This window comes from Chryseobacterium phosphatilyticum (genome assembly GCF_002899825.2).
GTDB lineage: Bacteria > Bacteroidota > Bacteroidia > Flavobacteriales > Weeksellaceae > Chryseobacterium > Chryseobacterium phosphatilyticum.
Genome location: NZ_PPED02000003.1, coordinates 343,490 through 357,468 on the forward strand (window position 1 = coordinate 343,490; position 13,979 = coordinate 357,468).

Sequence of the window (13,979 nt, forward strand, 5' to 3'; positions counted from 1 at the left end):
TTAAAAGCAAAGTATTTTACAACATTAAAAGATTGAAAAATTCAATTGATCAATACGTTGGAGAGCTAATCTTTTAATTATTAAATATTTAAACCTTTTAATTTTTACTTATGAATACAGAAAATTTACAGATACAGATAAAAACATTCTTCGGATTGGAACAGATTCTGGCGGAAGAAATCAAGAAATTGGGTGGAAAAAATGTTGAAATTAAAAACAGGGCGGTCAACTGTGAAGGAGACCTTGGCTTTCTTTATAAGATCAACTATTCTACGAGAACAGCCTTAAAAATTCTTGTTCCGATTCATGAGTTCAAAGCTTTTAATCAACATCAGTTTTATGACAGGCTGTTTAAGTTTGACTGGGCAGAATTTATGGATGTAGATCAGTCTTTCTCAATTGATTCGACTGTAAATTCTGAAACATTCAAGCATTCTCAGTTTGTAACGTTGAAAATGAAGGATGCTATTGTAGATTATTTTCAGGATAAGTTTAAGAGGCGCCCGAATGTTGAAACGAGAAATCCTGATATCAAATTTCATCTTCATATAGACAGAGAATTGGTGATGATTTCAATGGACTCTTCAGGTGATCCTCTATTCAAAAGAGGATACAGAAGAGAACAAGGTGAAGCTCCTATCAATGAGGTTCTTGCCAGTGGAATGCTTCAGTTGGCCGGTTGGGATGGAAAAGGGAATTTCCTTGACCCGATGTGTGGATCAGGAACCCTCCTGATCGAAGCGGCTATGATTGCGATGGATCTTCCTGCTCAGATCTTCAGAAAGAGATTTGGATTCCAGAACTGGAAGAATTATGATGCAGAATTATTTTCGAAAATAAAAGAGTTCAGAGTCAACAGAATCAGGCAGTTTGACGGAAAAATCGTTGGATATGATATTGATTCAAGAATGCTGAATGCAGCAAGAATGAATGTTGAGGCAGCAGAAATGGAAGATGTTATTGAGATTAAAAAACAAGATTTTTTTGATTCTAAAAAAGAACTTTTCCCATTGTTGATGGTATTCAATCCTCCATATGACGAGAGAATTTCCATTAATGATGATGATTTCTATAAAAAAATAGGAGATACTTTTAAAACCAACTATCCGAATACTTTAGCGTGGCTTATTTCATCCGATCTGGAAGCGGTGAAGAAAATCGGATTGCGTCCTTCAAGAAAAATCAAACTTTTCAACGGAAAGCTGGAAACAAGATTTTTACAGTACGAAATGTATGAAGGGACGAAGAAAGTACATAAACTGGAAGATAAAAAGTAGAAACAAACATACATGCTGACAAATGTTCTGGAATTTTCTTGATTTTTTAGAAGGAATCTTTGATTTCCTGGAATTATTGAGTTCAGGATCTGGTTCAAAATCAGGTTCCGAAAGAAAAAACCTGAATTATGATGAGAGGGTTCAGAGCAAGGTATCAGTAAGATCTCAATATTATACTGAAAAGATAAGCGCCGGGTTTATTCTGGTTGCAATATTTATTTTTATCGTGGTTTTTAAGGATCCGTTACCAGCTAAAGACTATAGACAAACTTTAATTGTTGCTTCTCTGATAGGTATAATTTCTTCTTTTGTGGTATTTTTTGTTTTGTATATATTGAAGCGTTTTTATTTTAAAAGCTTTTTAAAATTGCTGCTTTTTAGTTGCTCTGTGATTGCATTTTTTGTGTCACTTGTTTTATATATCTATTTTAAATCAGGAATATTTATCTGATTGTTTGTAATTTCGATGAATAAGCTGTTAAACCATTTGTTAGTTTTTCTGCGAATAAGTAATTTTGAAAAATTTTCAATTTGAAACCTAGTATTTCCATTATTGTTGCTATTTACAACCGAAAAGAAGAACTTTTTGAGTTGTTGACTTCTCTTAGCCAGCAGACAGATAAAGAATTTGAGATCATCATTGTTGATGATGGCTCTGCAATCGATCTGAAACCTACTATTAAGAATTTTGAAGAGATTTTTGATATTAAGTATTTCAGGAAAGATAATTCGGGACCGGGGCTTACGAGAAATTATGGGGCAGCAAGAGCGGAAAACGAATGGCTGGTTTTTGTGGACAGTGATGTGATTGTAGAGAAAGATTATATTGAAAATATTAAAAACGATATTCTGACCATTCCTTGTGATGCATTTGGCGGTGCTGATAAGGCTCATAAAGGCTTTAATCTGATGCAAAAGGCTATTTCGTATTCGATGACTTCTGTTTTTACCACAGGAGGAATCCGGGGAAGCAAGAAGGCTGTTTCAAAGTTTCAGCCCAGAAGCTTTAATATGGGAGTCAAAAAATCAGTATTCGAAGAAGTAGGTGGTTTTTCAGAAATGCGGATAGGAGAGGATCCGGATTTATCGATGACGCTATGGGAGAAAGGATTTTCTACCGCTTTTTTTGACAATATTGCAGTGTATCATAAACGTCGGGTAGATTTTGGAAAATTCTCAAAACAAGTATATCAGTTTGGTTGTGCAAGACCTATCCTTAACCAGAGACATCCTAATTACGTGAAGATTTCTTTTGCTTTTCCAACTTTATTTATGCTGGGCTACATCATGGGCTTTATTGAGTATTTTGTATTGGGAAGAGGTATTATTCTTGCTTTTTACGGACTATATACATTTCTGGTTTTTTTCCATGCTTTGTTGTTGACGAAAAATATAAGTATCGCCGGAATGGCTGTGATTTCTACTTATATTCAAATGTTTTCATATGGATATGGTTTCCTTAAATCATGGGTATTACTGAATGTGCTGAGAATGAAACCTGAAGATGCTTTTCCTCATCATTATTATAAAAAATAAAGTAGACAGAGAATATGGATAAGTTTTGGCGGTAGCCGGAGGAGTTTTATCCTTACAATAAAAAACGGGCGAAAGCCCGTTTTTTATTGAATTAGTTACTCTATTGTATTATAAAATAAAAAGGCTGTTCATTTTTTTTGAAACAGCCTTCACTGTACAATAAAATTTAGGATATAGAAATGTTTTCATGGGTAAGAACGCCTGTTTTAAGCATACATTCTTTCATTTTTTGATAGGTTCTTTTGATGTCATGATCCAAACCGATAGAGAATCTGATCAATCCGTCAGAGATGCCAATAGAAGCACGTTCTTCTTCCGGAATTTCTGATGAAGTAGATTTTCCGGAGCATGAGAATAAAGTCTTATAAAAACCTAAGCTAACCGCGAGGTAGCCAAGGTTCTCCGTCTGCATCATTTCCATCAGTTCATTTGCTTTTTCCGTAGTTCCTGCATCCAAAGTCAACAAACCTCCATATCCGTATTCTTCATGAATCATACTTTTCATGAGCTCATGATTTTTATGGGAGGGTAAACCGGGATATGACACTTTTAATCCATCTTTTTCGAATCTTTCAGCAAGATACATGGCATTATGGCTGTGTTGTTTTATTCTGATATGAAGGGTTCTAAGGTTTTTGAGAATACTTGACGATCTTAAACTATCCATCGTAGGTCCCAGAAGCATACAGGCTCCTGAATTGACATTTTTGGTATCATCAATGAATGATTGTGTGCTGCAATATACCCCACCAACTGTATCACTGCTCCCATTGATGAATTTTGTCAAACTATGAATTACCACATCTGCTCCGAATAATGTCGGGGAGATAGAAAGTGGTGAAAAAGTATTATCGACAATCAGTTTTAAATTATGCTTTTTACAGATTTCAGAAAGCTTTTTCAGATCTGCTACTTCCAGGAGCGGGTTGCTTACACTTTCACAGTAGATAACTTTTGTATTGGGAGTTATAGTATTTTCAATCACTTCAAAATTGTTGATATCAACGAAAGTGGTTGCCACATTGAATTGGGGTAAAAAGTTTTTAAGAAAAGCATAAGTTCCTCCGTAGATGGTTCTGCTTGATATAATATGGTCTCCACTTTTACAAATTTCCATTAATACAGACGTGATAGCTCCCATTCCGGACGCTGTAACGTTGGCCGATTCTGTATTTTCCATTTTAGCCAGTGCCTGCGCCAGATACAGATTCATGGGCGATGAATGTCTTGAATAAAGGTAGCATCCTTCCGCATTTCCTTCGAAAGTATCAAACATCGTCTTTGCTGAAAGGAATGTGTAGGTAGAACTGTCGGAAATAGAAGGGTTTACTCCTCCGAACTCACCAAAATATTGTAGATCCTGGATTTCGTTGGCTGCATTAAAGTTTTCCATATAAGTATGTTTTTATTTTATCTGGCCAATTTGCGTTATTTTCCTAATAATTACAACATAAAATTAAATTAATAGAATATAAAACTGTAAATTTTTGTTTATTTAGAAAATATATTTAGTATATTCGGTAATATTAATTTTTTACCAAAAAATTATCTATGGAACTTGACGAAATTGATAAGAAACTCCTTCTGTTTTTACAGGAAGATTGTAAACAAACAACCAAAGAACTGTCCGGGAAGCTTGGATTGTCTGTGACAGCAGTATATGAACGTGTGAAAAAATTAGAGAATTCAGGGGTTATTTCTCGATATGTGGCCTTGCTTGACAAGAATAAGATACATCGAAACTTTATTATTTTGTGTCATGTAAAATTAACACAGCATAAAAAAGAATTCGTTCTGCAGTTTGAAAAGGAAGTAATGAATCTTCAGGAAGTAACAGAGTGTTTCCATGTAAGCGGAGATTACGATTATATCCTTAAAATAGGAGTGAGAAATATTGAAGATTATCGCAATTTTATGCTGACTAAACTCACCACATTACAGCATATTGCCAGTACGCATAGCTCTTTTATGATTTCTGAAATTAAGAATACGACAGCTATCGTGTTGTAAAAACATCAGGTGCTTCCAGCTGTTGATTTTAAGTGCTTTTAGAAAAGAAAATCCGCAATTTCAGTAACTTTCCAAAAATTCCCAGGATTTATTTTTATACTGATATACTTTAGGTGTGGAATATTTAAAATCAGACTTTATATCATTAAATTGAAGCTGAATCATATAACAGTTTTCTTTACTTTTGTATGCTACGGGAAGGACAGCAATTCCTAAAATTGAAAAATGTTCATACTTGTTGTCGGTTGTCAAGGATTGCTTAAGTTTTAAACCGGTGTTATAATAGAAGTATTGTATATTTCCGTTTTCATCTATTTCCTTGCCAGTGTTGGTGTCCCATTTTATTCTTTCCTTCAGTTCTGAGGTGTTGTAAATGATCACAGAATTTACAGCGGGAATGATAATTTTATCCTTGTTCTGTTCTGCGAAATAGAGAAAATTATCCTTAGTCCAAACTTTTTCATAAAGATCATAATACCCTTTTTTTTCAAATTTTCTACATCCGTTTCTGTTTTTATTTTCGCTGGTAGATTTTTGTCTGCCTAATAATAAAATATTTAAAATGATATTCTTATCTGGTTGTATGAAACTTTTATATTCTTCATCTTTATAAATCATTTTTAAAAGATCTGAAAAATCAGTTTCTTTAACCTGTGCCAACTGTTTTTCGTATAAAGTTTTATCTTTTTGATACTGTATTTCACAAGAATCACTTTGTGCCTGTATGTATAAACAACTGAAAAAAAACAAGATAAAAAAAGAGGCTCTGGTCATTTTTAAATAATCAATTATACGAGTACTCCGTTTTTGGATGCAATAGGCTCTGGAAGGTCTGTTTCGCCACCCATTTGAAGAAGATCTATCTCAATGGTTCTGCAGATAGAAAGCATTGGGACATCAAACATCAATCCTGCAAAGGGGTTTTCAGAATAATCTCCTACTAGCTCCATAATAATATAAATCCATCCGATGATGATACAGAAAGGAATGGATGTCCAGATTCCCCAATCTCCAAGTTTGGCAAACTCATTCACTAATCCAAGCGGAAGCAAAAGGATAAACAGAATATTGAACACAAAAGCAGTGCTGGCAAATTGCCTTGGGGAAGGGAATTTTTTAATTCTTTCCGCTTGACCCTGGAAACCATAAAATTCATTCAGTGCATTTTGAAGCTGTGTCTGATTGAAATCTGTTATTGCATGCATATTTTTCAGCTCATTAATGTCTTTTGCCTGCTGAGAAATCAGGTAGGTGGCAAAATTTTTATATTGACTCTTCAGATCATATTCTTCCTCTGACAAATATTTATGGAGGAAAATTGGTGCTCTTCCATAATCAGGAAAGCCGGCCTTGATAAGTCTGTTTCTTCTCAGGTTAATATTACCAAACTTATTATCACTGCTGATATGCTCCCATTCCGTAGGGACTAAAAGTTGCTCACGGAAAGAGTATAGCCATGCAATATGACGATTCACGATTCTTTTTTTTCGGTCTTCCAGATCAAAAACACCAATTTCTTCATTTTTGGTATCAAAGGCATACACCATAGATGCAAATGAGCGGCTGGAATTTACAATTCCACCCCATATTTTTCTTGCCTCCCAAAGTCTGTCATAGGCCTGGTTATTTTTAAAACCAACCAGAAATGCTTCAGCAGTACCTATAAGTGCAACAGGCACCCATGGAATTGTCATCCATTGCCAGTTGAAAAAATAAAACAGAACGGCGATCAGCGTACACCATATCGAGATTAAGATAAGGTGTGCCCCTGATAAATTAAGAACCTGTTTATAATTGACATATTTTGTAGTAATCATAAAAGAGAATGTGTTTTTGCTTTGCAGACAAAATGGATACCAAACTACCGGAGTGTCGGGTTTATTATCTCTGCAAATTGAGGGATGTTTAAATTGTTTTCTTTATAATGTGTTAATATTGAGATCGGTAATTCAGAATAAAAGTAATAAAAAAACCTCTAAAATTTTTAGAGGTTTACATTTTTGTGTAAATTTTTATTGTTGTAGCATTTCTGCAATCTTTTTAGAGAGCTTTTCCGCGTTAGGAAGCATTTCTTTTTCCAGAATCAGATTGATAGGAACAGCAGGAACGTCTAGTGAACCCATGGTTTCTACCGGTGCATCAAGGTATTTGAAACAATTTTTTGAGATACGATGAGCGAATGCTTCGGCAAATGAATTATTAAGCTGTTCTTCTGTAAGAACGATACACTTTCCGTGAGCTTTTACTCTTTCAAAAACAAGTTCTTCATCGAGTGGAATCAAAGTTCTTAAATCAATTACTTCAACTCTTCCATTGAAGTTTTTGACAGCCTCTTTTGCCCAGTAAACACCCATTCCATAGGTTACCACCAGTAAAGTTCTGCCTTTTTCGGTTTCATTTTGATCAGCTTCAATTACAACTTTACCTTTTCCAAATGGAAGAACATAATCTTCGGCAGGTTCTATTGTTTTTGCATCCTCGGTTCCCGGTACTTTACTCCAGTATAGCCCTTTGTGTTCTAACATGATGACCGGATTCGGATCATAATAAGCTGCTTTTAGTAAGCCTTTGAAGTCTGCGGCGTTGCTAGGGTAGGCTATTTTTATTCCTTTAATATTAGCTAAAATACTTTCGACACTTCCACTATGGTAGGGTCCGCCACCACCATATGCTCCGATCGGTACACGAATGATATTGCTGACAGGGAATTTTCCGCCACTTAAATAGTTGGATTTTGAAATTTCTGTGATAAGCTGATTGATTCCCGGATAAATGTAGTCAGCAAACTGAACTTCCACAATAGGCTTTAATCCTACGGCGCTCATTCCTGCTGTAGAACCAATAATATAAGCTTCCTGAATTGCGGTATTGAAAACTCTTTTGCTGCCGAATTTTTTTCCTAAAGTTACTGTTTCACGGAAAACCCCACCGATTCTTTCTCCTACATCCTGTCCGTAAAGAAGGGCTTCAGGATGTTTCCACATTAATTCCTGTATGGCGTGGATGGCAGCATCTACCATAACGATTTTTTCACCATTGGCCGGTTCACGTGTTCCTGTCTCTTCTGTAATTGGAGTAGGAGCGAATATATGCTGCATTAACGTTTCAGGCTTCGGGTCTTCTGCATTTTTAGCCTTTTCAAAAGCTTCCTCCGCTTCAAGACGCGCCTTTTTGGTAATCTGCTTTAGCTGATCTTCATCAACTCCTGATTCAAGCAATTGCTTTCTTAATATTTCTCCCGGGTCTTTTGCCCTGTGTTTAGTTAAATCTTCTTCGTCTCTATAGAATTCTCTTCTTACTCCCGAAGTATGGTGGCCGATCAATACTGTTTTTGCGCAAACTACCAATGGCTTCCTTTCGGTTCTTACAAAGTCCACAGCTTTTTTCATAGCTTCGAAACTTTCTGCGAAATCAGTTCCATCTACTCTCATTCTGCTTAAGCCGGTGAAACCAGCTACAAAATCATAGGCATCGCAAGTTCTTGCTTCCTCTTTTGTAACAGAGATCCCCCATTCGTTGTCTTGTACAAGGAAAATAATAGGAAGCTGGTGTAAAGCAGCAAACTGTAAAGCTTCACTTACTTCACCTTCTGTTACAGAATTGTCTCCAAGGCTGCAGACTACAACAGGATTGTTTTCAAAATGCTGAAGGTTGAAGTCCTGAATGTACTTTAATCCCTGAGCAACTCCTGTTGTAGGGATAGTTTGCATTCCTGTTGCGGAACTTTGGTGAATGATTTTCGGTTTGTTTTCATCTCTGCTTGAGGGATGAGAATAGTAAGATCTTCCTCCGGAAAAGGGATCATCGGCTTTGGCTAGCAACTGAAGCATGAGTTGATAAGGTTCGAACCCTATTCCTAAAAGAATGCTTTCGTCTCTGTAATAAGGAGAAATCCAGTCTTCTTTTTTCAATTGATATGCTGTTGCAAGCTGAATAGCTTCATGCCCCCTGGAAGTACTGTGGACGTATTTACAAACATTTCTGTTTTCTTCGTAAATGTCAGCCATAGCTTTAGCGAGCATCATATGGTTGTATGCTTTAAGTAAAATATCTTGAGAAACCTTTTCGTGAAGTGTATTTTCCATAGAAAGCAAATATACATAAAAAAACAAAACACTAACAACTGTTAGTGTTTTGTTGAGATGATCACATTAACTGTCTGGGATTGTTGAATAAAAAATGAGATATTAGTTTTTTTTTGATCTGTTTTCGTAGTTTTTACGTATAGTTTATTGTACTTTTTCATTGTTGTATAAATTCTTTCCTAAATGAAGTTTATAAAAAACGCGGTACTAACAATAGCCAGTACCGCGTATGAATCTATAACTGTGGAAAAGAATTATTCCTTGATTACTTTCTTGGAAATTGATTCTTTCTCCGTTTTTATCTCAATGATATATACTCCTTTAATATGGGTCGATAAATCAAGAGGTTCTTTATCATTGTTGATTACTCCGCTTTGTAGTTTCTTGCCAGACAAATCATAAACACTGAAAGTCGATTTTTTAGGAGCTTTCAAAATGTTGGTAACATCTTTGGTAATAGAAGGGGCGATCGTGAGGTTGCTTAATTCTCCTTTTTTGACTTCTCCTGTTCCTAATATGCTGTTATAGCCGCTTACCAGAATAGAATAGTTTTGAGGTGCATTAGCTGCATTGTTATCTTTTAATGTGCCCTTATTTGTAATTTCAATTTTGTACGTTCTTCCCGCAACAGGAGCATCTATTACTACTTGCTCTACATTGTCTACTATATTATCTCCTTTTGTAGCAATCATTGGGTTGCTGGGATCAAGTTTCCAGGGTAAATAAATCGTATTTGTTGTAGTATCAGTGATTCTTAAATCTAAGTCATTGATCAGTTTGGACGTTCTGTTGTTATGTAGAGTTGCTAAAGGAGTGCTATTGTCTACATTTGAATATTCGGGATCTACCCATGAAATTGTTACTTTTAGAGGTTCACTTCCTGATGCGGTTACCGTTTTACTGTTTGGGGTTCCACTGGTTAATGTCTCATCATTGAAGATGACCGTATTATTAGATTTTCCTACAAGGAGCTCTGCACCTTTTTTAGCATTAATAAATCCCCAGCCAAATTGTGGATCCGGACCTATATTGCCTGCCTCTGAAGCGGAATGGATCATTAAGGTTTTTGCTGAGGCAGCATTTAACAAACTTCCAGAAAATAATTGCTTATTAATTTGCGTCCAAAGTCCGATAATTCCTGTAACAATCGGTGCAGAATAAGAGGTTCCACTACCGATGTCTACACCACTATTTCCTGTTGAATTATTTTGAGTAGTAGCACTTGCTACATCTGTGCCTACCGCAGTAATATCAGGTTTGATACCCCCATCATCTCTCGGGCCTGCACTGCTGTAGCTTGAATGAACAACATCTGAGGAGGTTGTATATCTTCCATTATTTGTTGTAATTCTGTCTGAAGCAGCTACTGAAATAATATTTTTGGCTACAGATCCGGGCGAGATACAATCATATCCTTGCGAACAGTTGAAAGCAGGTAAAGTGTCTGTAGTGGCGAATTCAGTCCAGGTTCCTGAAGAGTTTTTATAATATTTTTTAAAATTAACAGTAGAAGCAGAATAGGCATTGTTTCCCATTCCAAATGAATTTCCTGCAGATTTTACAATAATGTAGGAAGGGTCATTATAAACAAGCAAATCATAAAATCGGTCATTAATAATATAAGAACCCTGCATGTCATAAGAGGTAGCGGAAGGGGTAAAAGATCCCATCCAGGTCCATGAATTAGCATTGTTAATTTGCTGAACATCCCATCCTGCATTGATTCCATAAGAATGATTAGAAATATTGGGGGCGGCTTTTAAAATTTTCTGAAACACATTGCTTGAGGTTGTTTCTCCCGGAAGAATTGAGCTTCCGAAGGCATAGGCATCTATTGTACAGTTGGGAGCAATCCCTCTAAAGTTGACTTGTCTTCCACTTGAGGCAAAGGTGTAAGGGAAATCCCTAGCTCCAATAAAACTTGCTACAGCAGTAGCGTGGTCTCCATAATTAAAGGTAGAATTTTCTTTATTGGTAATTCTGCCGGGTGCATTATTAAAAAGCACATGCCCTGCATAGACTCTGGCTGTACTGGATGTCGTACTTCCGTCAAAAATAGTAAATTTAATATTTTCACCATTAAAAGAACCTGTTAAGCCGGTAATGCTACCTCCTTGCAGATAATCGGAATTGGAGTTTTTAATCTGGTCCAGATCGTGAACCTTATAGAAATAAGGTTTGTTGCCATCTGTAAAACCGGCAAGGCCAGCTCTCTGTTCTTCAATTTCTTTCAAAGCTTCCTGATTTCTATTTGAACCATAATTTTTAGTAACATAAGCTTCGAATTTTTGAATGTCTTCCAGTCTTTGTTTTTCAAATTCTCTTTTCAGAGTTTCATTGTTGTTTTGAGCACTTGTTAATGAAATAATCAAAGTGCTGATCGAAATAAAAAATTTCCTCATGATTTTTATTAAATACTTAAGAATTATTGTGTTTCTTAAATATATGAATAATATGTTTTTGTTTGCATTTTGATGTGTTAAATGTGTGGTTTTGTTCAATTTGTTGATTTTATTTAGTCTTTTAACTAATTATTTTAATTATTTATAAATGTTGTATGTTTTTTTTTATTCGGAAAAGCGTGGAGAAAGGCTAAAAATGCAGGCTGATTTTTCCACTTTACTATACTGGCAGCCATTACCAGGTGTAAAACTTTTGTATTGTATATTGAAATGAAATAAAAAAAGCGCAATACCAATCCGGTATTGCGCTCTGTATAATGTGTATGGAATAATTATTCCTTAATTACTTTTTTAGAGATGACCTCTTTTCCTGTTTTTACTTCAATGATGTAAATTCCTTTTGTGTAAGTGGATAGATCAACTGCCTCTTTATCACTGTTTACAGTACCATTTTGTAGTTTTCTACCTGATGTATCATATACTGTGAATGTTGATTTCCCTGGTGCTTTAAGGATATTGGTAATATCTTTTGTCACTGATGGAGCAATGGCAAGCTCATTGAATACACTTGCTTTTGTATCTTGAGTTCCTAATACCTGATTGAAACCGGTAACAATAATTGAATAATCCTGAGGAGCTGTAGCACTTGGAGTAGCATTATTCTTTAATGTTCCTTTGTGTGAAATTTCAATTTTGTAAGTTCTACCTGCAACAGGAGCGTCAATCACTACTTGTTCTACATTATCTACAGTGTTATCTCCTTTAATAGCCGGTGTCATTGGGCTGGTAGCGTTCAGCTTCCAAGGCATATACACTGTATTTGTTGTTACATCAGTGATTCTAACATCCAGGTCATTAACCAGTCTTGATGTTCTGTTGTTGTGGGCGTCATTCCATGTTAGTCCTGCTGCCGGTAATTTGTATTCAGGGTCAATCCATGAGATGGTCACTTTAATTGGGGTATCGCCTGTCGCTAAAATATTTTTGGTATTAACAGTTCCGTTATTTAATGTTTCGTTGTTGAAGATTACGGTATTGTTAGATTTTCCTACTAATAGCTCTGCTCCTTTTTTAGCATCAATGAATCCCCATCCAAACCATGGATCTGGTCCGATGTTTCCAGCTTCTGCAGCAGAATGAATCATTAACGTTTTTGCAGCGGCAGCATTTAATTCCGCATTATTGAATAATTGTTTGTTGATCTGTGTCCAAAGACCGATTATACCTGTAACAACCGGAGCTGAATAAGAAGTTCCGCTACCTACTGTTAAGCTTTGGCTACCCGTTGTGTCTTCTGCTGTAGATGCACTTCCTACATTTGTTCCCACTGTAGAAATATCAGGTTTTATACCCCCGTCATCTCTGGGACCTGCACTGCTATAATCTGAATGTACAACATCTCCCGGAACAGTATATCTTCCTGAGTTGGCTGTGATGATATCTGTAGCACCTACTACAATGATGTTTTTTGCCAGTGAACCAGGGCCGATACAATCAAATCCTTGTGCGCAGTTTGAGGCAGGTGCTGTATCTGTGGCAGCAAACTGAACAAGAGCGTTATTAGCATCAGTGTAATAGGTTGGTAATGGAGCTGGAGTTGGATAACTTGGGCCATATCCAAAGTAGTTTCCTGATGATTTTACAATAATATAGGTAGGGTTGTTGTATACAATCGCATCATAATTCTGATCATTGCTAAAGTAAGTTCCCTGTAGATCAAATGAAGTATTTGGGCTATCGAAAACACCACCCCAAACCCATGCGTTGGATCCATTTACTGTTTTTACATCCCAACCTGCGTTTGAACCATATGAGTGGTTTGAAATTTTAGGTTGTGCAGTCAATATTTTTTGAAAGACTGTACTGGTAGAAGTATCTCCCGGTAATGTTGAAGTACGGAAAGCATATGAATCAATAGTTGAGTTCTTTGCTATTCCCTGAAAGTTTATCGTTTTGGATGTTCCGTCAGAAAAATTAACTAACTGGGAGTACGTTTTAGCACCAACAAATCCAGCTACACCAGTAGCATGAGCAGAATAGTTCATTGTGCTGGCTTCTTTATTGGAAATTCTGTTGGTTCCGTTATTAAAGAAAACATGCCCACCAAAAACTCTTCCCCCGTCAAATATTGTATATTTAATATTTTCGCCGTTAAAAGATCCTGTAAGACCGGTTACTGTTCCATTTTGAAGAAAATCAGAATTTGAATTTTTGATTTGATCCATATCTTCATTCTTCAGAAAAAACGGCTTTCCATCTGGTGTAAACCCAGCTAAAGTAGATTTTTGCTCTTCAATTTCCTGCTGAACTTTTAAATCTCTGTTTGTTGTACCATAGCGTTTTGCTACATAATTGTCAAATTTCGCGCTGTTTTCCTTGTTTTGTTTTTCAAACGCTCTTTTTAATCCTTCATTGTTTTGCGCACTTAGCATTGTTATGGCTAAAGTGCTGACCAAAAGTAAATGTTTCTTCATAATGATTAGTAAAATATTAAAAATTGTATTTTGTCAAATGTATGGCGAAATATTTTAAAATCTATTATTTGTAGTAAATAATTCTACTTTTTTAATGTTAAATTATATTATGTTTAGTTGTAAAAGTTATTTTGTTTTAATTTTTCTTTTTGGTGGTTTTTTTTATTCTGCAATTTGATTGATGTTTTCTATTTG

Annotated in this window: 9 protein-coding genes; 3 read left to right on the forward strand and 6 right to left on the reverse strand. The window is 35.8% G+C overall.

Features of this window, described 5'->3' with window-relative positions:
• Positions 1-110: 110 nt before the first annotated feature.
• Together C1631_RS13580 and C1631_RS13590 are read left to right on the forward strand one after the other, a co-directional pair.
• Complete coding sequence (locus C1631_RS13580; protein ID WP_109712743.1) at positions 111-1,277, forward strand: THUMP domain-containing class I SAM-dependent RNA methyltransferase; 1,167 nt, start codon at positions 111-113, stop codon at positions 1,275-1,277.
• A gap of 531 nt (positions 1,278-1,808) precedes the next feature.
• Positions 1,809-2,813, forward strand: coding sequence for a glycosyltransferase family 2 protein (locus tag C1631_RS13590; protein WP_103249325.1), 1,005 nt, complete (start codon positions 1,809-1,811; stop codon positions 2,811-2,813).
• A gap of 166 nt (positions 2,814-2,979) precedes the next feature.
• Here C1631_RS13590 and C1631_RS13595 read toward each other — a convergent pair whose 3' ends face one another.
• A complete protein-coding gene (locus tag C1631_RS13595) occupies positions 2,980-4,206 on the reverse strand; it encodes an aminotransferase class I/II-fold pyridoxal phosphate-dependent enzyme (protein WP_109712745.1) in 1,227 nt (408 codons plus the stop codon).
• 158 nt (positions 4,207-4,364) lie between these two features.
• Here C1631_RS13595 and C1631_RS13600 point away from each other — a divergent pair, with 158 nt between their 5' ends.
• Positions 4,365-4,823, forward strand: coding sequence for an Lrp/AsnC family transcriptional regulator (locus tag C1631_RS13600; protein WP_103249705.1), 459 nt, complete (start codon positions 4,365-4,367; stop codon positions 4,821-4,823).
• A gap of 60 nt (positions 4,824-4,883) precedes the next feature.
• On the opposite strand, the gene C1631_RS13605 is transcribed toward C1631_RS13600, so the two are convergent.
• From C1631_RS13605 to C1631_RS13625, 5 genes are all read right to left on the reverse strand, one after another.
• A complete protein-coding gene (locus C1631_RS13605) occupies positions 4,884-5,441 on the reverse strand; it encodes a hypothetical protein (RefSeq protein ID WP_103249706.1) in 558 nt (185 codons plus the stop codon).
• Between the two features lie 170 nt (positions 5,442-5,611).
• Positions 5,612-6,640 carry a bestrophin family protein gene (locus C1631_RS13610; protein ID WP_103249707.1) on the reverse strand — a complete coding sequence of 343 codons (1,029 nt, stop codon included), beginning with the start codon at positions 6,638-6,640 and terminating at the stop codon, positions 5,612-5,614.
• Positions 6,641-6,835: 195 nt separating this feature from the next.
• Positions 6,836-8,908, reverse strand: coding sequence for an alpha-ketoacid dehydrogenase subunit alpha/beta (locus C1631_RS13615; protein WP_109712749.1), 2,073 nt, complete (start codon positions 8,906-8,908; stop codon positions 6,836-6,838).
• 254 nt (positions 8,909-9,162) lie between these two features.
• The gene (locus C1631_RS13620) at positions 9,163-11,310 is read right to left on the reverse strand and encodes a S8 family peptidase (protein WP_109712751.1); all 2,148 of its coding nucleotides are present in this window, start codon (positions 11,308-11,310) and stop codon (positions 9,163-9,165) included.
• A gap of 332 nt (positions 11,311-11,642) precedes the next feature.
• Positions 11,643-13,784 carry a S8 family peptidase gene (locus C1631_RS13625; RefSeq protein ID WP_109712753.1) on the reverse strand — a complete coding sequence of 714 codons (2,142 nt, stop codon included), beginning with the start codon at positions 13,782-13,784 and terminating at the stop codon, positions 11,643-11,645.
• Positions 13,785-13,979: the final 195 nt, after the last annotated feature.

Excerpts from the sequence above, each read along its gene's own strand:
- C1631_RS13580 (WP_109712743.1), top strand. The coding sequence starts at position 111 with ATGAATACAGAAAATTTACAGATACAGATAAAAACATTCTTCGGATTG.
- C1631_RS13595 (WP_109712745.1), bottom strand. The coding sequence starts at position 4,206 with ATGGAAAACTTTAATGCAGCCAACGAAATCCAGGATCTACAATATTTT.
- C1631_RS13600 (WP_103249705.1), top strand. The coding sequence starts at position 4,365 with ATGGAACTTGACGAAATTGATAAGAAACTCCTTCTGTTTTTACAGGAA.
- C1631_RS13605 (WP_103249706.1), bottom strand. The coding sequence starts at position 5,441 with ATGATTTATAAAGATGAAGAATATAAAAGTTTCATACAACCAGATAAG.
- C1631_RS13610 (WP_103249707.1), bottom strand. The coding sequence starts at position 6,640 with ATGATTACTACAAAATATGTCAATTATAAACAGGTTCTTAATTTATCA.
- C1631_RS13615 (WP_109712749.1), bottom strand. The coding sequence starts at position 8,908 with ATGGAAAATACACTTCACGAAAAGGTTTCTCAAGATATTTTACTTAAA.
- C1631_RS13620 (WP_109712751.1), bottom strand. The coding sequence starts at position 11,310 with ATGAGGAAATTTTTTATTTCGATCAGCACTTTGATTATTTCATTAACA.
- C1631_RS13625 (WP_109712753.1), bottom strand. The coding sequence starts at position 13,784 with ATGAAGAAACATTTACTTTTGGTCAGCACTTTAGCCATAACAATGCTA.